The organism is Micrococcus sp. 63XJN7_6_ISO-PGPR-S23-444 (assembly GCF_058072765.1).
On sequence record NZ_CM176516.1, the window covers coordinates 1,452,666 to 1,477,201 of the forward strand.

At 69.6% G+C, this 24,536-nt stretch carries 19 protein-coding genes, 1 tRNA gene, 3 pseudogenes and 2 other annotated features; of the genes and pseudogenes, 11 read left to right on the forward strand and 12 right to left on the reverse strand.

The window, feature by feature from the left end:
* Positions 1–12: 12 nt before the first annotated feature.
* Positions 13–984, forward strand: a complete 972-nt coding sequence (locus AC3RJ9_RS06635; RefSeq protein WP_248086581.1) for an IS481 family transposase — start codon at positions 13–15, stop codon at positions 982–984.
* Here the strand turns inward: AC3RJ9_RS06635 and AC3RJ9_RS06640 are convergent.
* The 3 genes and pseudogenes from AC3RJ9_RS06640 to AC3RJ9_RS06650 form a co-directional block, all read right to left on the reverse strand.
* Positions 981–2,227 (reverse strand): IS3 family transposase gene (locus AC3RJ9_RS06640; RefSeq protein WP_123244494.1). Its coding sequence is split into 2 segments (ribosomal slippage): positions 981–1,948 and positions 1,948–2,227, totalling 1,248 coding nucleotides; the frame shifts between segments, so codons are not numbered across the junction. The two genes, AC3RJ9_RS06635 and AC3RJ9_RS06640, sit on opposite strands and share 4 nt — an antisense overlap.
* Positions 1,821–1,949 (reverse strand) — a sequence feature (AL1L pseudoknot). (Overlaps the previous gene by 129 nt.)
* Before the next feature lie 52 nt (positions 2,228–2,279).
* A pseudogene (locus tag AC3RJ9_RS06645) lies at positions 2,280–3,084 on the reverse strand (IS30 family transposase); the annotation flags it as partial.
* 141 nt (positions 3,085–3,225) lie between these two features.
* The gene (locus AC3RJ9_RS06650) at positions 3,226–4,368 is read right to left on the reverse strand and encodes a calcium/sodium antiporter (protein WP_043282823.1); all 1,143 of its coding nucleotides are present in this window, start codon (positions 4,366–4,368) and stop codon (positions 3,226–3,228) included.
* A gap of 112 nt (positions 4,369–4,480) precedes the next feature.
* On the opposite strand from AC3RJ9_RS06650, the gene AC3RJ9_RS06655 reads away from it, so the two are divergent.
* Both AC3RJ9_RS06655 and AC3RJ9_RS06660 read left to right on the forward strand, forming a co-directional pair.
* Positions 4,481–5,631 (forward strand): IS3 family transposase gene (locus AC3RJ9_RS06655; protein ID WP_098471310.1). Its coding sequence is split into 2 segments (ribosomal slippage): positions 4,481–4,751 and positions 4,751–5,631, totalling 1,152 coding nucleotides; the frame shifts between segments, so codons are not numbered across the junction.
* A 160-nt stretch (positions 5,632–5,791) separates the two neighbouring features.
* Positions 5,792–7,164: pseudogene (locus tag AC3RJ9_RS06660) on the forward strand (IS1380 family transposase).
* Here the strand turns inward: AC3RJ9_RS06660 and AC3RJ9_RS06665 are convergent.
* Positions 7,133–7,573: pseudogene (locus AC3RJ9_RS06665) on the reverse strand (ISL3 family transposase); the annotation flags it as partial. The pseudogenes AC3RJ9_RS06660 and AC3RJ9_RS06665 sit on opposite strands and share 32 nt — an antisense overlap.
* A 137-nt stretch (positions 7,574–7,710) precedes the next feature.
* Between AC3RJ9_RS06665 and AC3RJ9_RS06670 the strand changes: the two are divergent.
* From AC3RJ9_RS06670 to AC3RJ9_RS06685, 4 genes are all read left to right on the forward strand, one after another.
* Positions 7,711–8,994 carry an IS256 family transposase gene (locus AC3RJ9_RS06670; RefSeq protein ID WP_036337267.1) on the forward strand — a complete coding sequence of 428 codons (1,284 nt, stop codon included), beginning with the start codon at positions 7,711–7,713 and terminating at the stop codon, positions 8,992–8,994.
* A gap of 62 nt (positions 8,995–9,056) precedes the next feature.
* Positions 9,057–9,389, forward strand: coding sequence for a DUF3024 domain-containing protein (locus AC3RJ9_RS06675; protein ID WP_123244160.1), 333 nt, complete (start codon positions 9,057–9,059; stop codon positions 9,387–9,389).
* Between the two features lie 44 nt (positions 9,390–9,433).
* Positions 9,434–9,631: a hypothetical protein gene (locus tag AC3RJ9_RS06680; protein ID WP_123244161.1), complete on the forward strand. Its 198-nt coding sequence runs from the start codon at positions 9,434–9,436 to the stop codon at positions 9,629–9,631.
* 59 nt (positions 9,632–9,690) lie between these two features.
* Positions 9,691–10,955, forward strand: a protein-coding gene (locus AC3RJ9_RS06685; RefSeq protein WP_233569932.1) for an IS3 family transposase whose coding sequence is annotated in 2 segments (ribosomal slippage) — positions 9,691–9,994 and positions 9,994–10,955 — 1,266 coding nt in all. Because the reading frame shifts where the segments join, the coding sequence is not laid out codon by codon here.
* Positions 9,990–10,124 (forward strand) — a sequence feature (AL1L pseudoknot). (Overlaps the previous gene by 135 nt.)
* Before the next feature lie 271 nt (positions 10,956–11,226).
* On the opposite strand, the gene AC3RJ9_RS06690 is transcribed toward AC3RJ9_RS06685, so the two are convergent.
* The 8 genes from AC3RJ9_RS06690 to AC3RJ9_RS06725 form a co-directional block, all read right to left on the reverse strand.
* Positions 11,227–11,303, reverse strand: a tRNA-Pro gene (locus AC3RJ9_RS06690).
* A gap of 378 nt (positions 11,304–11,681) precedes the next feature.
* The gene (locus tag AC3RJ9_RS06695; RefSeq protein WP_123244159.1) at positions 11,682–12,161 is read right to left on the reverse strand and encodes a hypothetical protein; all 480 of its coding nucleotides are present in this window, start codon (positions 12,159–12,161) and stop codon (positions 11,682–11,684) included.
* 104 nt (positions 12,162–12,265) lie between these two features.
* Positions 12,266–13,804: a ribosome biogenesis GTPase Der gene (gene der / locus AC3RJ9_RS06700; RefSeq protein WP_123244158.1), complete on the reverse strand. Its 1,539-nt coding sequence runs from the start codon at positions 13,802–13,804 to the stop codon at positions 12,266–12,268.
* Positions 13,801–14,532 (reverse strand): (d)CMP kinase, encoded by a 732-nt coding sequence (cmk, locus tag AC3RJ9_RS06705; RefSeq protein WP_123244157.1) that lies wholly within the window; start codon positions 14,530–14,532, stop codon positions 13,801–13,803. Before cmk ends, der begins: the two co-directional genes overlap by 4 nt.
* A 1-nt stretch (position 14,533) precedes the next feature.
* Positions 14,534–15,694, reverse strand: coding sequence for a prephenate dehydrogenase (locus tag AC3RJ9_RS06710; protein ID WP_020628100.1), 1,161 nt, complete (start codon positions 15,692–15,694; stop codon positions 14,534–14,536).
* Positions 15,691–16,647, reverse strand: a complete 957-nt coding sequence (locus AC3RJ9_RS06715) for a pseudouridine synthase (protein WP_060974060.1) — start codon at positions 16,645–16,647, stop codon at positions 15,691–15,693. The genes AC3RJ9_RS06710 and AC3RJ9_RS06715 overlap by 4 nt, the downstream gene beginning before the upstream one ends.
* 222 nt (positions 16,648–16,869) lie before the next feature.
* On the reverse strand, positions 16,870–17,730 hold the full coding sequence (locus AC3RJ9_RS06720) for a ParA family protein (protein ID WP_060974064.1): 861 nt from the start codon (positions 17,728–17,730) through the stop codon (positions 16,870–16,872).
* 158 nt (positions 17,731–17,888) lie between these two features.
* Positions 17,889–19,844: an AMP-binding protein gene (locus AC3RJ9_RS06725; RefSeq protein ID WP_060974059.1), complete on the reverse strand. Its 1,956-nt coding sequence runs from the start codon at positions 19,842–19,844 to the stop codon at positions 17,889–17,891.
* A 216-nt stretch (positions 19,845–20,060) separates the two neighbouring features.
* On the opposite strand from AC3RJ9_RS06725, the gene AC3RJ9_RS06730 reads away from it, so the two are divergent.
* The 4 genes from AC3RJ9_RS06730 to AC3RJ9_RS06745 are packed head-to-tail and all read left to right on the forward strand — an operon-like array spanning position 20,061 to position 24,413.
* Entirely contained in the window at positions 20,061–20,750 is a 690-nt protein-coding gene (locus AC3RJ9_RS06730) for a GntR family transcriptional regulator (protein ID WP_123244156.1), read from the forward strand.
* Positions 20,747–22,273: an MmgE/PrpD family protein gene (locus tag AC3RJ9_RS06735; RefSeq protein WP_036315722.1), complete on the forward strand. Its 1,527-nt coding sequence runs from the start codon at positions 20,747–20,749 to the stop codon at positions 22,271–22,273. The genes AC3RJ9_RS06730 and AC3RJ9_RS06735 overlap by 4 nt, the downstream gene beginning before the upstream one ends.
* Positions 22,273–23,211: a methylisocitrate lyase gene (prpB, locus tag AC3RJ9_RS06740; RefSeq protein WP_123244155.1), complete on the forward strand. Its 939-nt coding sequence runs from the start codon at positions 22,273–22,275 to the stop codon at positions 23,209–23,211. Before AC3RJ9_RS06735 ends, prpB begins: the two co-directional genes overlap by 1 nt.
* Positions 23,212–23,267: 56 nt before the next feature.
* On the forward strand, positions 23,268–24,413 hold the full coding sequence (locus tag AC3RJ9_RS06745; RefSeq protein WP_119217225.1) for a bifunctional 2-methylcitrate synthase/citrate synthase: 1,146 nt from the start codon (positions 23,268–23,270) through the stop codon (positions 24,411–24,413).
* Positions 24,414–24,536 lie beyond the last annotated feature (123 nt).

Sequence of the window (24,536 nt, forward strand, 5' to 3'; positions counted from 1 at the left end):
CAGAAGGCCTTCATGTCCCAGGCTAACGCCGCCCTGACCCCTCGCGCCCGCCTACGCCTGGCCAAGCTCATCGTCGAGGAACACTGGCCGGTCGCCACCGCGGCCAAGATGTTCATGGTCTCCCCACCCACCGCACGCAAATGGGCCACACGCTTCCGGGCCGAGGGACCTGCAGGGATGGCAGACCGGTCCAGCCGGCCGTCCACGATGCCGACCAGAACACCGCAGGCGGTGGTGAAACAGATCGTGGCCGCCCGATGGCGCCGACGCCTGGGGCCGGCACAGATCGCTGGAGAACTCAGGATGCCGGCCTCCACCGTCCATGCCGTGCTCGTGCGCTGCCGGATCAACCGCCTCGCCCGTCTGGACCGGGTCACCGGCGAGCCGATCCGCCGCTACGAGCACCCCCACCCCGGCTCGCTGATCCACGTCGACGTCACCAAGTTCGGGCGCATCCCCGACGGGGGCGGACACCGATTCGTCGGGCGCCAGCAGGGCCTGAAGCACCGCGCGGCGACCTCGGACCGCGAAGGAACCCGTGATGCCCGATATCAGCCCCGGCTCGGGGTGGGCTTTCTGCACACCGTGATCGATGATCACTCCCGCTTCGCCTATGTCGAGATGCACTCCGATGAACGCAGCCAGACGGCCATCGCGGTGTTGCGCCGCGCGGTCGCCCACTTCGCGCGCCTGGGTGTGGAGGTGGAGCGGGTGCTCTCGGACAACGGCTCGGCCTACCGCTCGCATGCCTGGCGTGATGCCTGCACCGAGCTCGGGATCAAGCCCAAGCGGACTCGGCCCTATCGTCCGCAGACGAACGGGAAGATTGAGCGGTTCCATCGCACGCTCGCTGACGGGTGGGCCTACGCCCGGTTCTATAGCTCAGAGACGGAGCGCAGGGCCGCGTTGCCTGGATGGCTGCACTTCTACAATCATCATCGCGTCCACTCCGCGATCGGCGCTGAATCGCCCCGGGTTTGTTAGAGGCTCGTAAGTGCCGTCCCGGCGGGCGCCGGCACGGGGTTCTCATGATGGTAGACGTCCTCGAACTCGACTGGAGGGACCAGCCTGATCTCGCCGTGCACACGACGATGGTTGAACCAGTCGATGTACTCCGCGACCGCGATCTCCAGGTCCTCGATGGACTTGAATGGCCCCTTGTTCCGGATCAGCTCCGCCTTGAACAGCGAGTTGAACGCCTCCGCGAGGGCATTGTCATACGAGTCCCCCGTCGAGCCGACTGAGGCGACTGCGCCGGCCTGGGCGAGCCGCTGGGTGTATCGCACGGCGACGTACTGGACTCCTTTATCGCTGTGATGCCGTAGCCCGGCCACGTCTTGGCCTGCGCGCTGACGCGTCCAGAACGCCATCTCCAACGCGTCCAGGGCCAGGTCCGTGCGCAGCGACTTCGACAGCTGCCAGCCCAGCACCCGTCGGGAGAACACGTCGATGATGAACGCGGCGTACACCCATCCGCTGAAAGTGCGGCAGTAGGTGATGTCAGCGACCCACAGCTGGTTCGGAGCCGCCGCGGTGAAGTCTCGCTGGACCAGGTCTTGACGCTCATCCGGGCCGGGGCCTGGGACCGTGGTCCTCGGTCCCTTCGCGCGGCTGATCCCGCGCAGGCCTGCGGCTCGCATGAGCCGCTCCACCGTGCACCTGGCCACCTGCAGGCCCTCCCTCCGCAGTTGCGCGTGGACCTTCCGGGCCCCGTAGACCCCGTAGTTGGCCTCATGCACCCGCCGGATTTCCACGAGCACCTGCTCATCGCGCAGGCTACGCACTGAAGGAGGGCGCGTCTTGGCCGCGTAGTACGTGCTCGGTGCGATCTGTGTGCCTGCCGCGGACAGCGTGGCGCAGATCGGCTCGACACCGAACTCGTGCTTGTGTTCGTCGATGTAGTCCACGATCAGCGCTGTGGGCGGTCGAGCTCCGCCGCGAAGAAAGCCGACGCCGAGCGCAGGATCGCGTTCGCCCGCCGTAGTTCACGGTTCTCCTTCTCCAGCTCGGCCACCCGGGCGGCTTCGCTGGTCGTAATTCCGGGGCGGTGGCCGTGGTCGATCTCGGCTTGGCGGACCCAGTTGCCGAGCGTCTCGGAATTGATCCCGAGCTGTTCTCCTACGCGGCGGAACGCTTCGGTCCTCGTGGCGGGGTCTTGACGGGCTTCCAGCGTCATCCGCGTGGCGCGTTCGCGGAGCTCGTCGGGGTACTTCCGTGGTGCGGGCATGCTCTGCATCCTTCCGTTGGATCAGAGCCTCCACCAGACCTGGAGCGATTCAGACCGGCATGTCTGTGGCCGGGGAGACCTTTGCGTGGTGCGCCATCTCGCTGCCCTGGTCCCTTACCAGCGAGGTCTGCATCATCCAGGGCAGCTCGGTGAAGTACTCGATCACCGCGTCCGCGGGGGCCCTCGGCGTGTTTCGAGGGCAGGGCGAGCGGGCCGGTGAACCCGCTCATCCGCTCCACCAGCGTCGCCGCGCACGAGGACCCGTTCTTCCCGATGATCAGGTCGCCCTCCCAGTGCCCGGGTACCCGCCGCTTCGCCGCGTCCTCGCCACGCTCCGCGATCGGGACCATCCCCACGATCGGCCCGCCTCGGGAGCGGCCGTGCGTGCGGGGCCGGCGCTTGGTCCGTTTGGACTGCAAGAAGATCCCACGCTTGGCGAGTTCTCCGCGGGGGATCGCGTAGATGTACTGGTAGATCGCTTCTCCGCTGACGGTGCGGCCCTGAGCGTCGGGAGAGTTCGCCATGCGTTCAACGGTCGGGTCTGCGGCCTCCAGACGCAAGCGACCCGCGATCTCGTTCGGCATCCATGACGCTGCGAGGTCGGCGTTGACGCGGGCCTCGAGTACCGGGTCCTTTGCCACTTTCCGGACCTGTGGGCGAGAGCGCTGGCGTTGCGCTTTCACGTCCGCGGTCACGGCTTGATAGCCGCGCGTCTTCGTCGAGTTCGGTCGAAGCTCTCTGGAGACCACCGAAGGGCATCTACCCAGGTGAGACGCGATCTTCCGGACTCCCCACCCGGCCTTCGATCCCGTCGAGATCTCCATCCGCTCCGTGAACGTGAGTCGCCGCCGCACCATCCCAGGCCTCCTCGCCTCGAGCCCCCACCGACCGGGAGTGTTGCTACGACGCTATGACACCACCAACCGACAGTCATCTCTTGCCGATTTACATTCAGCCGACGACCTGAATGAAGCCAGCAGCCGAATGCACTCGACGGTCTACGTCGAAGTCGTGGTCTGGTCCAGGTCTCGGCGTCCCTTGCGGAGCCCGATTTCGTAGGCTGTAAAGGAAATGAGCGTCAGTGCGATTAACGGCAGCACGAACCACGCCATGGCTACGGTGAATCCCTCCAGTGCATCGTGCGCTGTGGCAGCCAGCACAAGGTATCCGGTGTAGGCGGCGTACAAAACCACGAACAAGCCGCCCTCCCAACGCGCCACCGCGAAGCCCGTGAACGCGATCGGCAGTAGTGCCACTGCGGCCGCCAGCATTACTGGGATATCGAAGGCCACTGCGGCGCCGGATACGGGAATGCCCTCAAGAGAGATGAGCGCGGTTAGTCCTAGCACTACCCCTATGTTGAAGATATTGCTGCCGACCACGTTGCCCACCGCTAGGTCGCGTTCACCGCGACGCACGGCAATGATGGACGTCGCCAGCTCGGGCAGCGATGTCCCGACAGCCACAACGGTCAGTCCGACCACGAGGCTGCTTACGCCCAACGTGGTGGCTATGTTCACTGCTCCTTCCACGAGCAGCGTGGCACCGGCGACCAGCAACGCGACCCCCAGCAGCACAAAGAAGAGCGACCTGCTGACCGAGGCGCCTAGCGCAGCCCCTTCCTCGTCGGCTGGATCGACGGTTGCCGAATCTCCTGTCCCTTCCCGGGCATTCACCGCGGTCTTGGCGTCCCGCCGACTAATCACCACGGACATTATGGTGTGGACCACCACACCGAAAAATAGTATCAGCCCGTCCACCGCACTGATCCTCCCATCCAGGGACACAAGGAGCAGTAGAACTGACAAGACGACCATCAGGGGCAGGTCAAAGCGGATCAGCCTCCGCTTTACAGCGAGGGGAACGACCAGCGCGGACAGTCCCAGGATGAGCAGGACATTAATGATGTTGCTGCCAACCGCATTGCCCACGGCAAGCCCCGGTTCATCACGCAGTACAGCACCGACGCTCACTGCGAACTCGGGTGCCGACGTCGCCGCTGACACTACGGTGAGACCGATCACCAATGACGAAATCCCGAAACGTCCGGCCAGTGCTGACGCCCCACGCACCAAAAATTCCCCACCCAAGACCAGCAGCACCAGTCCGGCCACGATCCGTCCAATATCAAGCGCATCCATGAGTAGGAGTGTACGGACCACAGTTCAGGTGGGCTGACCCCGTTTCGTAGGTCCAGTCGTTATGAGAGTCGTCCTGTTGCCCGCGGTCGCGGGCAGGGAGACTGGTCAGATCATGACGAACAGCAGGAAGCGTCACACCCCCGAGCAGGTCGTCCGTAAGCTCGGGCAGGCCGACAGGATGCTCGCCGATGGTCAGGACGTCGCGGCGGTGTGCCGGGAGCTCGGGGTGTCCGAGCAGACGTACTACCGGTGGCGGAACCAGTACGGCGGCCTCAAGGCCGACGACGCAAAGCGCCTGAAGGAGCTGGAGAAGCAGAACGCGACCCTGAAGCGTCTGCTCGCGGAAGCGGAGCTGGAGAAGGCCGCGCTCAAGGAGCTGGCTGAGGGAAACTTCTAAGCCCGGACAGGCGCCGCGCCGCCGTCGATCACCTCAAGCGCAAGTTGCGGGTGAGCGAACGGATGGCGTGCCGTCTGGTCGGGCTGAGCCGCTCCGCGTACCGGCGACCGCTCAAGGGCGACACGGTCGCGGACCCGGATCGGGCGCTCAGGGAGTGGCTGCGCGCCTGGGCGAAGGACCATCCCCGCTACGGGTATCGGCGGGCGTATCACGACGCCCGCGCCGAGGGGTGGGTGGTGAACCACAAGAAGATCCAACGCCTGTGGCGTGACGAAGGGCTCCGGGTCCCGCAGCGGCGTCGACGCAAGCGCGTCGGGTCCTCGACCGTCGACGCGCCGACGGCGGACGCGCCGAACGTGGTGTGGGCGGTGGACTTCCAGTTCGACGCCGACGAGCACGGACGACCGATCAAGATCTGCTCGATCGTCGACGAACACACCCGGGAGTGCATCGGCGGGCTCGTGGAGCGCTCGATTACCGCCGACCGACTCACCGCCCACCTCGAGGACCTCGTCGCCGCCCGGGGCGCCCCGGCGGTGCTCAGGTCGGACAACGGGCCGGAGTTCATCAGCGAGGCGATGGCCGACTGGGCCGGCACCCGCACCGGCCTGTCCTACATCCCTCCGGGCTCGCCGTGGCGCAACGGGTACGTCGAGTCGTTCAACAGCCGGATCCGCGACGAGTGCCTCAACATCAACAGCTTCTACTCGCTGCTGCACGCACAGGTCATCATCGGCGACTGGAAGGATGAGTACAACCACCACCGCCGGCACTCCTCGCTCGGCTACCTAACCCCAGCCGAGTACGCTCGGCAGTGCACCCATCAAATGGAAACCGACGACTCACAGAACGTCCGGACCGAATGAAGGGGGCGGCTCACAGGCCCTGCCACGAGCACCCGCTGACCTCGAGATTTCACTGGGGTGTGGTCTCGACGGGTGGGCGTCATAGAGAAAGGTGCTCCTGGCCTGGGATGATACGGGGTGTCGAGTCTCGTAATCCCTGGCCGGAAGGAGCACCTTTCAGGTGTCCCACCCTACCGTGTTCTTCTACCCCCGCCCGCGTGTGGACGTCGCTGAGGTCCCGGCGTCCTCGCATGCGGGCGCGGTGCTGCTGACCGACACGATCCACGCCACCGGCCTCGCCTCTTCGCTGCGTGAAGCGTTGGGTTCATGGACGAAACCGCTGGCCGAGCATCACGCCTCCAAGGTCCTGCTGGACCTCGCGATGACTCTCGCGGTGGGCGGGGAGGTCGCCCGTGACACCGACCTGCTGCGGTGCGAGCCGGGCCTGTTCGGTGACGTCGCCTCGGCCCCAACGATCTCCCGCACGCTCACCACCCTCGCTGAGGACGCGCCCGCCGTGATGACCGCGATCGCCAGGGCTCGCAGGACCGCGCGCGAGCAGGCCTGGGCCCTGGCCGGCGAGCATTCCCCGGCCGAGGGGACGAGCGCGAAGACCCCGCTGGTCATCGACCTCGACGCCACCCTGATCAACGTCCACAGTGAGAAGGAGCAAGCCGCCCCGACGTTCAAACGCGGCTTCGGCTACCACCCTCTGTACGCGTTCCTGGACCACGGCAGCGAAGGAACCGGGGAACCGCTCGCGATCCACCTTCGCCCCGGCAACGCGGGCTCGAACACCGCCAGCGATCACATCGCCGTCACCCGTCTGGCCCTTGCGCAGCTCCCACCGGCCCTGCTGGGCCGGGGCGGGCGGGGATCGAAAAAGGTCCTGATTCGCACCGACGGGGCCGGCGGCCCCAAGGACTTCGCGGGCTGGCTGGAGCGGCAGCGTCTGGCCTACTCAGTCGGGTTCACCCTCCCCGCGAACACTCCTGACCTGTTGGAACGTATTGATGAGGCTAAGGCGTGGACTCCTGCCTACGACACCGACACCGAAGGGATCCGCGATGGGGCATGGGTCGCGGAACTGACCGGACTACTGGACCTGCCCGGGTGGCCCCCGGAATGCGGGTAACCGTAAGGAAGGAACGCCCCCACCCCGGAGTGCAGCTACGGATCACCGATCACAAAGGGATGCGGATCACTGCGTTCGCGACCAACGCCCCACGCGGCCAGCTTCCAGTGCTGGAGCTGCGTCACCGCCGCCGCGCGCGCTGCGAGGACCGGATCCGCAACGCCAAGGACATGGGCCTGATGAAGTTCCCGCTGCAGGGATTCGCGCAGAACCAGGTCTGGTGCCAGATCGTCCAGCTCGCCGGCGTCATCGTCGCCTGGATGCAGGCCATCGCGCTGGCCGGCCATGATGTACGTCGCTGGGAGCCCAAACGGTTTCGCGCACGGTTGTTCGAGATCCCCGCGACCATCGTGCGCCGCTGTCGGCACAAGATCCTGCATTCGAGGCTCATCGCATTTGAGGGTGTAGCAAGGGTCTGAAGCCGCCTGATTCGAGGAGGCTGCGGGCGATGTAGTTGGTGAGGTTGCGGAAGCCGAGGGCGGAGCCGCGCAGGTGTTCGAGCCGGCCGTTGATCGCCTCCGTCGGACCGTTGCTGGTGCCCAGTCGCTCGAAGAACGCCAGCACGTCGGCGGCGCGTTTGGTCAGTGTCCGGCCGAGCTTGCCCAGTTCCTCGAGGGTGTCGGGGACCTTCTTGCTCAGCGCCGCGATCACCTTCTCCATCTTGGCCTTAGCCTTTGCGCGGTCGAATTCTCGATACGCGGCGACCATGGCCTGGTAGATCTCCCAGGCCGCTTCGACCGCGGCGTGCTTCTCGTGGGCGAAGAGGACGCTGAGGTGTTCTTTTTGGCGGTCGGTCAGCAGGCTCATCCCGGTGTGGAGGGTGCGGCGCAGTTGCGTCCGGCAGAGTGGTGTACGAATCCCGCAGCACGTTGACTCCGGTTGGCGTGTCGACCGCGAAGTAGAAGCGGTCACCGCGGGAGGCTTTCGAGGAAACTCTCACATCCCACTCGAAAGGGACACCCGCGATGACCGCTCCCCACGATATCGACCCCCAGGCGTTTCTGTCCGATCTGCTCACCCAGGCCTCGCCGGACTTGATGCGTCAGATGCTCACCACCTTCATCAATGCCCTGCTGTCGGCCGAGGCTGACAGCGTGTGCGGCGCCGCCTACGGCGCCCGCTCGGATGAGCGCACCAACCGGCGTAACGGCTACCGGCACCGGGACCTGGACACCCGCGCCGGCACCATCGACGTCGCGATCCCGAAACTGCGCGAAGGCACCTACTTTCCCGACTGGCTCCTGGAGCGGCGCCGCCGCGCCGAGGCAGCGCTGACCACGGTGGTCGCCACCTGCTACCTGCTCGGCGTCTCCACCCGCCGGATGGACAAACTGGTGCAGACTCTCGGCATCACGGGCCTGTCGAAATCGCAGGTCTCAGAGATGAGTAAAGACCTGGATGCGCAGGTCGAAGCGTTCCGCACCCGGCCGCTCGATGCTGGGCCGTATCGGTTTGTCGCCGCCGACGCGCTCGTGCTCAAAGTGCGTGAACACGGCCGGGTCGTCAAGGTCGCCGCCATGGTCGCCACCGGCATCAACAACGACGGCTACCGCGAGATCCTCGGCCTGCAACTGGGCACCGCGGAGACCAGGGAGGGGTGGCTCGGGTTCTTCCGTGATCTGGCTGCCCGCGGCCTGTCGGGGGTGGAGCTGATCACCTCCGATGCCCATGCCGGGCTGGTCGAAGCGGCCGGGGCGGTGTTCGGGACGGCGCAGTGGCAGCGCTGCCGCACCCACTACGCGGCCAACCTGATGGCGGTGTGCCCGAAGTCGCAGTGGCCCGCGGTGAAAGCGCTGCTGCACAGCGTCTACACCCAGCCCGACGTCGAGGCGGTGATCGCCCAGTACGAGCACATGATCGACAGCCTGGCCACCCATCTGCCGGCCGCTGCCGAGCACCTCGAGGGCGCCCGCGATGAGGTGCTCACGTTCACGAAGTTCCCGAAGGAGGTGTGGAAGAAGATCTGGTCGAACAACCCGAACGAACGGCTCAACAAGGAGATCCGGAGACGCACCGACGTCGTCGGCATCTTCCCCAGCCGAGTCGCGGTGATTAGACTCCTCGGCGCGGTGCTGGCCGAGCAGCACGACGAATGGACCGAATCACGGCGCTACATGAGCCTGGAATTGCTGACCGCGACCGACACGATGCTCGCCGAAGCAGCCGCGAAAGCCGCGGCTGAACAAGCCGCCCTACAGGTCAGCGACACCATGACCGACGACCCCGGCCACGCGGCACTCGCCGCCTGACAACCCACCCGACCACGAGGAACCCGACAAAGCCTCGATACACCACTCAAAAGGACTTGACCATGGCTATGCCCGAGACCGACCTGCTGCGCATCGGCCGCTGGTGCCGTGAACGCGTGCCCGAGCACCTGTGGGATCAGGTGAGAGTAGAAGCCGAGATCGCCGACCGGCACGTCACGATCATCGAGACGCGGCCGCCGTGGGACGGGCAGGGCGACTGGACGCGGTTCCCGGTCGCGCGCCTGCGATACACCGTCAAGACCGGCCAGTGGAGCATCTACTGGCGTGACCGGCACATGAAGTTCCACGAGTACACGGAGAGGCGCCCGACGAAGAACGTCCAGAGTCTGCTCGACTACATCGGCAGCCACCAGGATCCGATCTTCTGGGGCTGAGAGCTCCCACGGCCGTGTCGGTACTCACCGCTACGGTCGGGAGTATGAGCGAAGAGCAATGGGATGAAGCGGCCTTCCGCGCATCGATCCCGGCCGCGCGCGAGAAGGTTGAGTTTGCCACAAGGTTCTGCGAGATCGGCCCCTCACAGCCCCGCTGGGATAGTCACCGTCCCGTCGTCGAGTTGATCTTCTATCTCTGCAAGCTCGACTACGACATCAAGGTGCTCCTGCTGCCTTCCTGACCGATTGAAGCGCCCTGGGTTTGTTGGAGACTCCTGACCTTGGAAACGAGGATGGAGTTATGCCGAAAGAGCAGACAGCGGGGAAGCCGACGACGCGTCGGTATTCGCCGGAGGAGAAGGCCGCGGCGGTCCGGATGGTGAGGACGCTGCGTGCCGAGCTGGGAACCGAGCATGGGACTGTGCAGCGGGTCGCGACGCAGCTCGGGTACGGGGTCGAGTCCGTGCGGATGTGGGTCAAGCAAGCCGACATCGACGACGGCGTCACCTCTGACGTGAGCAGCGCTGAGGCGCAGCGGGTGCGTGAGCTGGAGCAGGAGGTCCGGGAGTTGCGGCGGGCCAACGAGGTCCTCAAGCGTGCTGCGTCTTTCTTCGGGGCGGAGCTCGACCGCCACTACCGGAAGTAGTCGCGTTCATCGACGCGAACAAGGATGACCTGGTCGACGGTCGCCGGCTCGGAGTCGAGCTCATCTGCAGGCTGCTGCAGGTGGCTCCGAGCAGCTACTACGCCGCCAAGACCCGCGCCCCCTCGGCTCGCGCGGTGCGGGACGAGGAGCTGATCCCGCAGCTGGTCGAGCTCTGGGAGACGAACTACCGCGTCTACGGGGTCAGAAAGCTCTGGAAGACCGCGCGTCGCGCCGGGATCGACATCGGCCGAGATCAGACGGGCCGGCTCATGCGCGCCGCAGGGATTAAGGGCGCGACCAGGTCGAAGCGGGTGAAGACGACCCGGCCAGATCCGACCGCAGCGCGGCACCCGGACCTCGTGAAGCGGGAGTTCACCGCGCCTGCCCCGAACCGGCTCTGGGTCACCGACCTGGCGTTCGTGCCGACGTGGGCCGGCGTCGCGTACGTCTGCTTCATCGTCGACGCGTTCTCCCGGATGATCGTCGGGTGGCGGTGCGCGTCACACATGCGCACCGAGATGGTCCTCGACGCGATCGGGATGGCCCGCTGGTCCCGCGGCGCTCGCCACGAGGACCTGCGCTGCCACAGCGACGCGGGGTCTCAATTCACCTCCATTCGCTACGGCGAACGCCTCGCCGAGATCGGAGCGACACCGTCGATCGGGACCGTCGGGGACAGCTATGACAACGCCCTGGCCGAGACCGTGAACGGCTATTACAAGGCCGAGCACGTCCGCGGACCCGCACGGCCAGGTCCCTGGCGGACGGTCGAGGACCTCGAGCTCGCGACCCTCGGGTGGGTGTCCTGGCACAACACGCAACGCCTCCACGGCTACCTCGGCGACGTCCCACCCGCCGAGTTCGAGGACACGTTCTATGCTGTCGAAGCCGGCCGCGAACAGCTGGTCGGAATCAAATAGCGCGAGTCTCCATCAGACCCAGGGGGCTTCAGGGCCAACGCTCTGGTCACCGACGAGATCGATTTTGGATCGAGCCGCTCGGCCACTGAGGAAGTTCTGAATTCCCGGGGATATAAGTCGAGCCGAACGCCGAACCGTAGGGTCTGTCTCGATCAGTTTGTGCTAAGGAATATGTCAGGCACGGAAAGAGGCCCAGGCGCTCCCCTCGAGGGAGTACCTGGGCCTCATTCCATTTTCCCTCGTCAGATGCGGACTCTGACCCGTGGGAACGTGGTCGGGCTAGCGGGATTTGAACCCACGACCTCTTGACCCCCAGTCAAGCGCGCTACCAAGCTGCGCCATAGCCCGTGGCGAATCGCGGTCATCCGCGCTTCGGCACCCGATGAGCATACCCCACCGGCACCGCCGGGCGCGAATCGGAAGCGGGCCTGCCAGGTCGTCGTTGTCAGGGGCAAACCGCGCGACACCCCCGAAACGTGAACAAGGGGCCCACGTCCTCTTCACAGACGTGAACCCCTCATCCCTTGACCGAGGGCCACCCGACCGAGAGTCCCCCAGCGACCGCGGCCCCGGCGTACCGGTGGGCCTGGCGGTCTGCACGAACCCTCTCATGACTGAGGGTGCAGTCGTGCACGGGTGAAGCGTAACACGTCGAGCCGCTCCGATCCGCCGTTCCGGGCGGGTCGAAGAGGCGTGTCGGGGGGCTCACGGATCCCCGTCGCAGGATCAGTACGTGAAGGTCCGGTCCCCCACGCGGAATTCGACGTCCTTCAGGTCCGGGATGGCGTTGCGCGCCCGCTCCGCCGCCTCCCGCATCGTGTCCTCGAGGACCTGGGGATCGGCATCGAGCAGGGACTGGCCGTACTCGATGACCACCTTTCCGTCCTCCCGGAGCGCCTCGACGTCGACGATGTCCGAACCGGAGGGCAGGGATCGCGTCAGGTCCTCGACGACCTCGGCGGCGCGCCGGTCCGCCTCCTCGAGGGCGCCCTCGGCCTCCTGGCGCAGCTGCCCCAGGTCCACGCGGTCCGAGGCGTCCGCCTCCAGCTCGCTGATCCGGTCCTCGGCCTGGGCGAGCCGGTCCTCCGCGCTCTGCAGCGCGGCCCGGGTCTCGCCGTCGTCGACCGCGCAGCCGGATGCGGCCAGCGCGAGCGCGGCCAGGGTGGCCAGGGACAGGGCGGCGGGGCGACGTCGGATGAGGCTCATGCCCACAGGCTACGCGGCGAAGGTGGAAGAACGGTGGGAGCTTGCCGGGACGACGACGTCCCCCGGCACGGCAGGCCGAGGGACGTCGTCGGGGCAGAGCCGGATCAGCGGCGGCGACCGCGCTTCTCGCGCACGCGCATCCCGATCTCGAGGGGCGTGCCCTCGAACCCGAAGGTCTCGCGCAGGCGGCGCACGATGAACCGGCGGTACCCGGGGTCCAGGAACCCGGTGGTGAACAGCACGAACTTGGGCGGCCGGCTCGAGACCTGGGTCGCGAACAGGATGCGGGGCTGCTTGCCGCCGCGCAGCGGGTGCGGGTGGGCCGCCACGAGCTCGCCGAGGAACGCGTTGAGCTTGCCCGTGGGGATGCGGGTGTCCCATGAGTCCAGGGCGAGGTCCAGCGCGGGGACGAGACGGTCCTTGTGCCAGCCGGTCTTCGCGGAGATGTTCACGCGCGGCGCCCACGCGACGTGCGCCAGGTCCCGCTCGATCTCCTTGGCCAGCTGGAGCCGCCGATCCTCATCCACCTGGTCCCACTTGTTGAACGCGATCACGAGGGCGCGACCGGAGTCCAGCACCATCTGGAGGATGCGCACGTCCTGCTCCGAGATCACGTGCGGCGCCTCGAGCAGCACCACGGCCACCTCCGCGCGGTCCAGGGCGGAGGCCGTGCGCAGCGACGCGTAGTAGTCGGCGCCGTGGGCCATGTGCTGCCGTCGACGGATGCCGGCGGTGTCCACGAAGCGCCACAGCCGTCCGCCGAGCTCCACGAGCTCGTCCACGGGGTCGCGCGTGGTGCCGGCCAGGTCGTCCACCACCACGCGGTCCGAGCCGGCCAGCTTGTTCAGCAGCGAGGACTTGCCCACGTTCGGCCGGCCCACGAGGGCGATCCGGCGCGGGCCGCCGCGCGGCACGAGACCGCCGTGGGCGGACTCCTCCGGCAGCGCCTCGAGCGCGGCGTCCAACAGGTCCGCGACGCCGCGGCCGTGCACCGCGGACACCGGGTACGGGTAGCCGAAGCCGAGCGACCACAGGGTGGCGGCGTCGGCCTCCTGGACCATGTCGTCCACCTTGTTGGCGGCCACGATCACCGGGCGGTCCTTGCGGCGCAGCATCGAGACCACGGCCTCGTCCGTGGCCGTCATGCCGACGGTGGCGTCCACCACGAACACGACGGCGTCCGCCACGTCCACGGCCAGCTCTGCCTGCTCGGCCACGCGACGGTGGATGCCCTTGGCGTCGTGCTCCCAGCCGCCGGTGTCCACCACGGTGAACTCGCGGCCGTTCCACTCGGCGTCGTAGGAGACGCGGTCGCGCGTCACGCCGGGCATGTCCTCCACGACGGCCTCACGGCGGCCGATGATGCGGTTGACGAGCGTGGACTTGCCGACGTTCGGCCGGCCCACGATGGCCAGCACGGGCGGCACGGGCGCGTCGACGTCCTCGTCGGGCCCGAGCTGCCACGCGTCGAGGAGGGCGGCGTCGTCCTCCTCGAGCTCGTAGTCGGCCAGGCCGGCGCGCAACGACGCGGCACGCGCCTCGGCCTCCTCCTCGGTCATGGCGGCGAGCCGCTCGGCCACCTGATCGTCGCCGGCGGGGACGAACTCGTCCTCACCGGAGCGGTGCTGGGGGTTCTCGGTCATCGTCGGCCTCCCTTCACGGCCGGGATGCCGGCCTGGTCCTCGACGGCGGCCAGGACGGCCGCCACGGTCTGCTCGAAGTCGAGCTCGGTGGAGTCCACGAGCGCCACCCCGTCGGCGGGGCGGTCGAACGTGGACACGGTGGCGTCGCGGGCGTCGCGCCCGGCCACCTGGCGGTGCAGCGTGCCAGCGTCGACGCCGGGCTCCCCCGCCGCGGTCAGCTGGCCTGAGCGGCGGGCGGTGCGCACGGCCTCGGAGGCCGTGAGCAGCACGCGCGCGTGGGCGTCCGGGGCCACCACCGTGGTGATGTCGCGGCCCTCGGCGACCATCCGGCCCGCGGCAGCGATCGCCGCCCGCTGGCGACGGTGCAGCTCCTCGCGCACCGGGATGACCACGGCGACGGTGGAGACCGTGTCCGTGACCTCGGGGCCGCGGATCGCCTCGGTGACGTCCGTGCCGCCGACCCGCACGGCCTCGACGTCCGGGTCGGTGGACTGGTCCAGGTCCATGGCGACGGCGGCCGCCGCCACGGCCTCCGCGTCGGCCAGGTCGACGCCCTCGTGCAGGCAGTGCCACGCCACGGCGCGGTACATGGCGCCGGTGTCCAGGTATGCGGCGCCGAGACGCCGGGCCACGGCCTTGGACACGGACGACTTGCCCGAGCCCGAGGGCCCGTCCACCGCCACTACGAGCGGGGCGGGTGCGACGTCGTCGCGGGTGTGCTCGGTCATCTCAGACCACCTTCCATCCGGCGGCGGTCAGCGCCGCCACGAGTTCGTCCCTGCGGCCGGGCAGCACGGAGATCTCCACCATGCCGACCCGGTGGCCCGAGGCGTGCTCGAGCCGCAGGTCCTCCACGTTCACGTCCGTGCGGCCGACCTCGTCGAGGAGGGCCGCGATCTGCCCGGGGGCGTCGTCCACGATCACCGTGACCACCGCGAACGCCTGCGGCGGCGCCCCGTGCTTGCCGGGCACCCGTGCCCGACCGGCGTTGCCCTCGGCGATCAGCTGCGCCATGTCCAGCCGCGCCCCGGGGGCGGAGGGGTCCTCCAGGGTGCGGATCAGCCGGTCCAGGTCCGCCCGCAGCCCGTGCAGCGCCGGCACGATCCGCCCGGCGTTGCCGGAGAGGATCTGCACCCACAGCTGCGGGTCCGACGCCGCGATCCGGGTGGTGTCCCGCAGCCCGTTGCCGGCCAGGGCGAGCGCCTGGTCCGGGGTGTCCTGCAGGCGGGAGGCCACGAGCGAGGCGGCGATCTGCGGCAGGTGCGAGATCAGCGCGACCGATTCGTCGTGGGCGCGGGCCGCCATCCGGTACGGGGTGGCCTGCAGCGTCCGCGCGAGCGCCCGACCGGCCGCGAGGGCGCCCGGGTGCGTCGTGTCCGTCGGGCACAGCACCCACGGCGCCTGCGTGAACAGGGTGCCGCGGGCCGCCACGGGACCGGACCGCTCGGAGCCGGCCATCGGGTGCGTCCCGAGGTACCGGTCGGCGTCCTGCGGGGCCAGGCGGCCGTCGTCGACGGCAGCGCGCACGCCCGCGGCGACCGCCTCCTTCACCGAGGCGATGTCCACCACCACGGCCGCGGGCCAGCGGCGCAGCGAGTCGACCACGACGTCGGCGGTCACGTCCGGCGGCGCGGCCACAACGACGAGTCCCGGGGCGACGTCGAGGTCGTCGCCCTCGGCGTCCAGGCGGGCGGGGCGTCCGGCGCGGATGTCCGCGGCCACGGCCAGGGCGGCGGGCGAGGGGTCGTGCAGGCGCACGTCCACACCGGCCGCGCTCAGCCCGATGCCGATCGAGGCGCCCAGCAGACCGGTCCCCCGGACGAGCACGGGCTGCGGGATCCCGGCCGGGCCGTCACCGAGCTTGGCGGCGGACTCGGCGGGCGCGCTCACAGGCCGACCAGGGCCTTGAGGTGGCCCAGCTCCTGCGCGTTGAGTGCGCGGACGGTGCCCTGCTTCTGGTCGCCCAGCAGGATGGGGCCCACCTTGACGCGGACGAGCCGCTCGACCGGGTGGCCGATCTCCTGGAACATGCGACGCACGATGCGGTTCTTGCCCGAGTGCAGCACGACCTCGACGAGCACGTGGCCCGGCGTCGAGTCGACGAGCTTGAACGAGTCGACCTGCGCCACGCCGTCCTCCAGTTCCACGCCCTCGCGCAGCCGGTTGGAGACGCCCTTGGCCAGCGGGCCGCGGGTCTGCACGACGTAGGTCTTGGGGACCTCGTAGCTGGGGTGGGTGAGGCGGTTGGCCAGCTCACCGTCGTTGGTGAGGATGAGCAGGCCCTCGGTCTCGTTGTCCAGACGGCCCACGTGGAACAGGTGCTCCTGCCCGGGCTTGAGGTAGGTGGCGATCGAGGGCCGGCCCTCCGGGTCCACCATCGTGGAGATCACGCCGCGGGGCTTGTTGAAGACGAAGTACTGCTTGGTCACGTCCGTCTGCACGGAGATGCCGTCCACCCGGATCACGGCCGTGGCCGGGTCCACGCGCACGCCGGGCTCGGTGACGACGACGCCGTCCACCTCCACGCGGCCCTCCGCGATGAGGTCTTCGCTCACGCGCCGGGACGCCACACCCGCCGCGGCCAGCACCTTCTGCAGGCGCTCGCCCGACTCGTCGTGGATGCGGTCGAGGTGGGCGGCCTTGGCCCGGGCGGCTCCGGCGCCGCGGCCGCGGCGACCGCGGGTGCGCGGCACGGCGTCCTCGTCGAAGGGGGCCTCCTCGCGGGGGCCGGCGGCGCCGCGGCGGGCACCGATCTGTCGCTGGAAATCGCGCTCCTGGAACGGGCCGCCCCGTCGACCGACGGCGGGGGTGCGTCCGGAGCCTCGCGGCTTGCGGGAGTTCATGGGAGGGCGTCCTTTCGGGTGCGCGTCAACGGCGCCGGTCGGGCCGGCGGCGGACGGGTCAGGGGGGTGAGGGACGGCCCGGAGACGGACACGCCCGACTCCATTCTCGCAGATCGGCGGCGTCGCGTCTCCCGGCCACCGCTCCCCCGGCCGTGAGCGCGCAGAGAACCGGCCCGGTCCCGCGACGGGACCGGGCCGGCGTCGTCGGCGCTCAGCGGACGGTCACGGCGCGCCGCCGCGGCAGATCAGCTCACGGGCGAGCTGCCGGTAGGCCTTGGCCCCGTCGTGGTTCTCGGCGAACAGGGTGATGGGCGTGGCCGCCACCGTGGCGTCGGCGAACTTGATGGACCGCTTGATGACGGTCTCGAACACGCGGTCCCCGAAGCCGGCCACGAGCGAGCCCACGACCTCCTTGGAGTGCAGGGTGCGCTGGTCGAACATGGTGGCGAGCACGCCGTCGATCTCCAGGTCCGGGTTGAGCCGGTCCTGCACCTTCTCGATCGTCTCGACGAGGAGCGCGACCGCGCGCAACGCGAAGAACTCGGCCGTCAGCGGGATGATCACGCCGTGCGAGGCCGTCAGCGCGTTCACGGTCAGCAGGCCCAGCGAGGGCTGGCAGTCGATGAGGACCACGTCGTAGTCATCGCGGACCTGACGCAGCGCGCGCTCGAGGACCTGCTCGCGCGCCACCTCGTTGACGAGCTGCACCTCGGCCGCGGACAGGTCGATGTTCGCCGGCAGCAGGTCCATGTTCTCGAAGTCGGTGGACAGGATCGCGTCCTTCGCGGTCACCGACCGCTCCATGAGCACGTTGTACACCGTGGTGTCGAGCTCGTGGGGGTTCGTGCCCAGGCCGGCCGAGAGGGCGCCCTGGGGGTCGAAGTCCACCATGAGCACCTTGCGCCCGTAGCCCGCGAGCGCGGCGCCGAGGTTGATGGTGGAGGTCGTCTTCCCGACGCCGCCCTTCTGGTTCACCATCGAGATGATCCGCGCCGGGCCGTGCGAGGTCAGGGGCGCGGGCTCGGGGAAGTCGTGCTTGGGCCGACCGGTGGGCCCGAGCACGGGCTCGCCGTGGATGGTCATCACGGGGATCGGTTCTCTCGAGGTCACGGCGGTGCCGGCTCCTTCCACGGTGGTCTGCACGCCCGGCCGCGGACCGCGGCGCGCCGCGGCCGCCGTCGTCGGCGTGTCCGGATCTTCCCCCACCCTAGTGCCTGGCGTTCCCGGGACGACGGCGGCGCTCAGCCCGCCGGGCGCAGCAGGCCGGCCAGCGTGTCGAGCACGGCGGGGTCCTCGATGGTCGAGGGCACCGCGTACTCCTCGCCGTCGGCCATCTGACGCATGGTCTTGCGCAGGATCTTGCCGGAGCGGGTCTTGGGCAGCGCGTCCACCACGACGACGTCGCGGAAGTCCGCCACCGGACCCACCTCGCGGCGCACCGCCTGGCGCAGCTCGTCCAGGAGCGCGGCCTCGGCCTCTGAGCCGGGCTCGGGCGTCTCGACGCCGGACTTGAGGACCACGTAGCCCGAGGGTCGCTGGCCCTTGAGCGGGTCCGCGACGCCGATCACGGCGCACTCGGCCACCGCCGGGTGGGCGGCCAGGGCGGCCTCGAGGACGCCCGTGGACAGCCGGTGCCCGGAGACGTTGATGACGTCGTCGGTGCGGCCGAGCACGAACACGTAGCCGTCCTCGTCCACGAGGCCGGAGTCACCGGTCGCGTAATGGCCAGGGAACGCGCTGAGGTAGGAGTCGATGTAGCGCTGGTCGTCGCGCCACAGGGTGGGCAGGGTGCCCGGGGGCAGCGGCAGCCGCAGGGCGATGTTGCCCTCGGTCCCGGCGGGCACGGGCTCGCCCAGGCCGTCCAGGACCACGAGATCGACGCCCGGCGAGGGCACCGAGGACGAGCCGATCTTCACCGGCAGCTGCTCCAGGCCCACCGGGTTCGCCGCGATGGCCCACCCGGTCTCGGTCTGCCACCAGTGGTCGATCACCGGCATGCCCAGCAGGCCCTCGATCCACCGCTGCGTCTCCGGGTCCAGGCGCTCGCCCGCGGCGAAGAAGTGCCGCAGGGAGGACAGGTCGTGGTCCTTGAGCAGCTCGCCCTCGGGGTCGGCGCGGCGGATCGCGCGCAGCGCCGTGGGGGCCGTGAAGAAGGAGCGCACGCCGTGGTCCTCGATCAGCCGCCAGAACGCGCCGGCGTCGGGCGTGCCCACGGGCTTGCCCTCGTACATGACCGTGGTGGCCCCGGCCAGCAGCGGGCCGTAGACGATGTAGGAGTGCCCCACGACCCAGCCCACGTCCGAGGCCGTGCACATCGCCTGCCCCGGACCGACGTCGTAGATGTGCTCCATGGTCCAGCGCAGGGCGACGGCGTGGCCCCCGTTGTCCCGGACGACGCCCTTCGGCTTGCCCGTGGTGCCCGAGGTGTAGAGCACGTACAGCGGGTCGGTGGCCTGCACCGGGACGCAGTCGGCCGGCTCGGCGGCCGCGACGGCCTCGCCCCAGTCCTCCCAGCTCGCGCCCCCGCGCCCGTCGGCGTCCGCGAGCGCGGTCTCGAAGCCCTCGCGGTGGTGGACCAGCACCGTGCGCACGGGGTGCGCGGCGGTCTCGAGCGCCTCGGCCACGGCGGGCAGGTATTCGACCCGGCGCTTGGGCTCGATGCCGCCGGAGCAGGTGAGCACGACGTCGGGGGCGGCGTCGTCGATGCGGGAGGCGAGCTCGCGCGGGGCGAAGCCGCCGAAGACCACGGAGTGCACCGCGCCGAGCCGCGCGCACGCCAGCATCGCGATGTGGGCCTGCGGGATCATCGGCAGGTACACGAGGACGCGGTCGCCCTTGCCGACGCCGCGCGCGGCCAGGGCGCCGGCCAGGCGGGCCACCGCGTCCGTGAGCTCGGCGTACGTGTAGCGGGTGACCTCACCGGTCATCGCGGAGTCGTGGATCAGCGCGACGGCGTCCCCGCGGCCCGCCTCGACGTGCCGGTCCAGGCAGTTGAAGGCGGTGTTCAGCTCGCCGTCCGGGAACCAGCGGTACAGGGGCGCGGCGGAGTCGTCGAGGGCGCGCGTGGGCGCGACGGTCCAGTCGATGGCGCGCGCCGCGTCGAGCCAGAACCCCTCGGGGTCGCGGAGGGAGCGGGCGTGGGCGTCGGCGTACGCGCCGGAGGGGCGGTCTTCGGCGGGGGCATCGTGGGTCGCCATGCGCCCAGGGTAGTGCCGTGGATCACAGGGGGCAAGGGATCTGTATACATTTCGTGCCCCGTCAGTGAGGCGTGGCGGCACGCGCGAGACCCGCGCCGGGGACGCACCACCCAGCCCCCGCACGCCGGACGACGCTCCCCGTAGACGGCGTCGCCCGGCACGCGCATCGGACACACCCCCTGCCCTCGGCGGGACTGTTGTGTATACACTGGCGGCATGCGAGCGAGTGAGCGGGCGTACCAGGCCCTGAGGGCGGAGATCCTCGACTGGTCCCTCCCTCCGGGCGCGGGCCTGGGCGAGGTGGAGCAGGCCGAGCGCCTGGGCATCTCGCGCACCCCTCTGCGCGAGGCGCTCTCCCGCCTGGTGGCCGACGGCCTGGCCGAGCAGGCCCCGGGCCGGGGCATCGTCGTCGCCGACGTGTCCCTCGAACAGGCGGACCAGCTGTTCGACCTGCGCATCGCCCTCGAGTCCCTCCTGGCGCGCCGGGCCGCGCAGCGGGCCACCCCGGAGGCGGCCGAGCGGTTCACGGTCCTCGCGGGCCGTTTCCAGGAGGCCGAGGCGGCCCTGCGCGGCGGGACCGACCCGGCGGACTACTACGCGATGACGGCCGAGCTGGACAGCCGGCTGGACGAGGCCGCCGCGAACCCCTACCTCGTCTCCACCCTGCGCACCCTGCGCCTGCACCTGGCGCGCCTGCGCCGACTGGCCGCGGACGACCCGGCCCGCCTCGCGGCCTCCGCCGCGGAGCACGCGGACATCGCCGACGCCGTCGGCTCGGGCGCCGCAGACCTCGCGGAGGCGACCACGCGGGTCCACCTGCACCACGCCTTCCACCATCTGACCCGGCGCGGCCGCGCCGAGGAGACCCCGACCCTGCTGACCCCCACCGAAGGAGACCGACCATGAAGAACCATCACGTGCGCGTGCACCGCTCCGAGGAGAACCTCGAGCGCAAGGACCAGCTGGCCTGGAAGCTGGCCGAGGTGGCCGTCGACGACGTCGAGGTGCTGCCCGAGGTCGAGGAGATGATCATCAACCGGATCATCGACAACGCCTCCGTCGCGGTCGCCTCGCTGAAGCGCGGCCCGATCGTCGCCGCCCGCGCCCAGGCCCTGTCCCACCCGGTCTCCACCGGCGGTGCGGGCGCCTCCGTGTTCGGTGTGGAGCAGAAGGTCTCCCCCGAGTGGGCCGCATGGGCCAACGGCGTGGCCGTCCGCGAGCTGGACTACCACGACACGTTCCTGGCCGCCGAGTACTCCCACCCGGGCGACAACATCCCGCCGATCCTCGCCGTCGCCCAGCACACCGGCCGCTCCGGCAAGGACCTGATCCGCGGCATCGCCACCGGCTACGAGATCCAGGTGGACCTCGTGAAGTCCATCAACCTGTACGGCCACAAGATCGACCACGTGGCCCACATCGGCCCCTCCGCCTCCGCCGGCATCGGCACCCTGCTCGGCCTGGACACCGAGACCATCTTCCAGGCCATCGGCCAGGGCTTGCACACCACCACCGCCACCCGCCAGTCCCGCAAGGGCGAGATCTCCACGTGGAAGGCCCACGCCCCGGCGTTCGCCGGCAAGATGGCCGTCGAGGCCGTGGACCGCGCCATGCGCGGCCAGACCTCCCCCGTCCCGATCTACGAGGGCGAGGACGGCGTGATCGCCTGGCTGCTGGACGGCCCGGACGCCTCCTACGAGGTGCCGCTGCCCGAGCAGGGCGAGCCCAAGCGCGGCATCCTGGACACCTACACCAAGGAGCACTCGGCCGAGTACCAGGCCCAGGCCTGGATCGACCTGGCCCGCAAGCTCCACAGGGAGCACCCGGAGGCCACCGACCCGGCGAACGTCGAGTCGGTGCTGATCAAGACCTCGCACCACACCCACTACGTGATCGGCTCGGGCGCCAACGACCCGCAGAAGTACGATCCGACGGCCTCGCGCGAGACCCTCGACCACTCGATCCCCTACATCTTCACCGTGGCCCTGCAGGACGGCTCCTGGCACCACGTGGACTCCTACGCCCCCGAGCGCGCCCAGCGCGAGGACACCGTGGCCCTGTGGCACCGGGTGACCACCGTGGAGGACCCGGAGTGGACCCGCCGCTACCACTCGCTGGACCTCGCGGAGAAGGCGTTCGGCGGAGCGGTGGAGATCACCCTCAAGGACGGCACCGTCATCACCGACGAGATCGCCGTGGCCGACGCCCACCCGCTCGGCGCCCGGCCGTTCGCCCGCGAGCAGTACATCCAGAAGTTCCGCACCCTGGCCGAGGGCATCGTCTCGAAGGAGGAGCAGGACCGCTTCCTGGCCGCCGCCGAGCGCGTGGCCGAGCTGCAGCCCGGCGAGCTGGACCAGCTGAACATCCTGGCGGACCCGGCGTTCCTGTCCGAGGCCGACCTCGCCGCCGCCCCGAAGGGCCTGTTCTGATGCTGTACTCGACGAAGACGGCCGAACAGAAGCGGATCGACCTGCGGCAGACCCTGAAGCAGGGCGGCGCCCAGCAGTTCCCGGGCGCGTTCACCCCGCTGACCGCCAAGCTGATCCAGGAGAAGGGCTTCCCCGGGGTGTACATCTCCGGCGGCGTGCTCGCGAACGAGCTGGGCCTGCCCGACGTCGGGCTGACCACGCTCACCGAGGTGGCCGTGCGCGGCGGGCAGATCGCCCGCCTCACGGACCTGCCGTGCCTCATCGACGCGGACACGGGCTTCGGCGAGCCGATGAACGTGGCCCGCACGGTGCAGGAGTTCGAGAACGCCGGCCTGGCCGGCTGCCACATCGAGGACCAGTTCAACCCCAAGCGATGCGGCCACCTCGACGGCAAGAACATGGTGGACCTCGACACCGCGGTCAAGCGCATCGCCGCCGCCGTCGACGCCCGCCGGGACCCGAACTTCCTCATCATGGCGCGCACCGACCTGCGTGCCGTGGAGGGCCTGGACGCCGCGATCGCCCGCATGAAGGCGCTCGTGGAGGCCGGTGCGGACGCGATCTTCCCGGAGGCCCTGAAGGACATCGGCGAGTTCGAGACCGTGTGTCGCGAGCTGGAGCCCCTCGGGGTCCCGGTCCTGGCGAACATGACCGAGTTCGGCAAGTCCGAGCTGTTCACCCGCCGGCAGCTGGCGGACGCCGGCATCGCGATGGTGATCTACCCGGTCACCCTGCTGCGCTCCGCGATGGGCGCCGCCGAGCGCGTGCTCGACGCCATCAAGGAGGAGGGCACCCAGCAGTCGCAGGTGGAGCAGATGCTCACCCGCGCCCGCCTCTACGAGCTGGTGGACTACGAGGGCTACAACGCCTTCGACACGGGCATCTTCAACTTCGACGTGCCCACGCTCGACATCGGCGCCAACCACGCCGACCTCTGACCCGTCACCGGGCCCGCCCGTGCGCGGGCGGGCCCCACTCCCCGAGGAGGGACACCATGACCGAGACCGAGATCAAGAAGGGCCTGGCCGGCGTCGTCGTGGACACCACGGCGATCTCCAAGGTCAACCCGGAGACGAACTCCCTGCTGTATCGCGGCTACCCCGTGCAGGACCTGGCCGCGCAGCTTTCGTTCGAGGCCGTCGCGCTGCTGCTCTGGACGGGCGAGCTGCCCACGGACGAGGAGCTGGCCGCGTTCGAGCACTTCGAGCGCGCGCACCGTGCCCTCGACCCGAAGGTGAAGCAGGCCATCGACCTGCTGCCCACCGACTGCCACCCCATGGACGTCGGACGCACCGCCGTGTCCGTGCTCGGCGCGAACCACCCGAAGGCGGAGGACTCCTCCCCCGAGGCCGAGCTGGAGAAGGCCCAGGCCCTGTTCGCGGCGTTCCCGGCCGTCGTCGCCTACGACCAGCGCCGCCGGCGCGGCCAGGACGTGGTGGAGCCGCGCGAGGACCTGGACTACTCGCAGAACTTCCTCTGGATGACGTTCGGCGAGGAGGCCGCCCCGGAGGTCGTGGACGCGTTCCGCGTCTCGATGGTGCTGTACGCCGAGCACTCGTTCAACGCCTCGACTTTCACCGCGCGCGTGATCACCTCGACGCTCTCCGACCTGCACTCGGCCGTGACCGGTGCGATCGGCGCGCTCAAGGGCCCCCTGCACGGCGGCGCCAACGAGGCCGTGATGCACACCTTCGACGAGATCGGCATCCGGAAGGAGGAGTCCCGTGAGGACGCCGCCGCCCGAGCGAAGGCGTGGATGGAGGACGCCCTGGCCCAGAAGAAGAAGGTCATGGGCTTCGGCCACCGCGTCTACAAGAACGGCGACTCCCGCGTGCCCACCATGAAGGCCGCGCTGGACCGGATGATCGAGCACTACGGCCGCGAGGAGATGCTCGGCCTGTACGACGGTCTGGAGCAGGCCATGGACGAGGCCAAGCAGATCAAGCCGAACCTCGACTACCCCGCCGGCCCGACCTACCACCTGATGGGCTTCGACACGGAGATGTTCACCCCGCTGTTCATCGCCTCGCGCATCACGGGCTGGACCGCCCACATCATGGAGCAGCGCGCCGCGAACGCGCTGATCCGCCCGCTCTCGGCCTACGACGGCCCCGAGCAGCGGGAGCTGCCGGCGGGCTGAGCCTCGTGAGGGGCGGTCGGGGCGACTTGTCGGAGGTGTAGACGCAGATCACCTCCGACACGTCGCCCCATTCGCTCGCGGCGCGGTGCCGCGTGCACGACGACGGCGGGTCGCCCCGGGTGG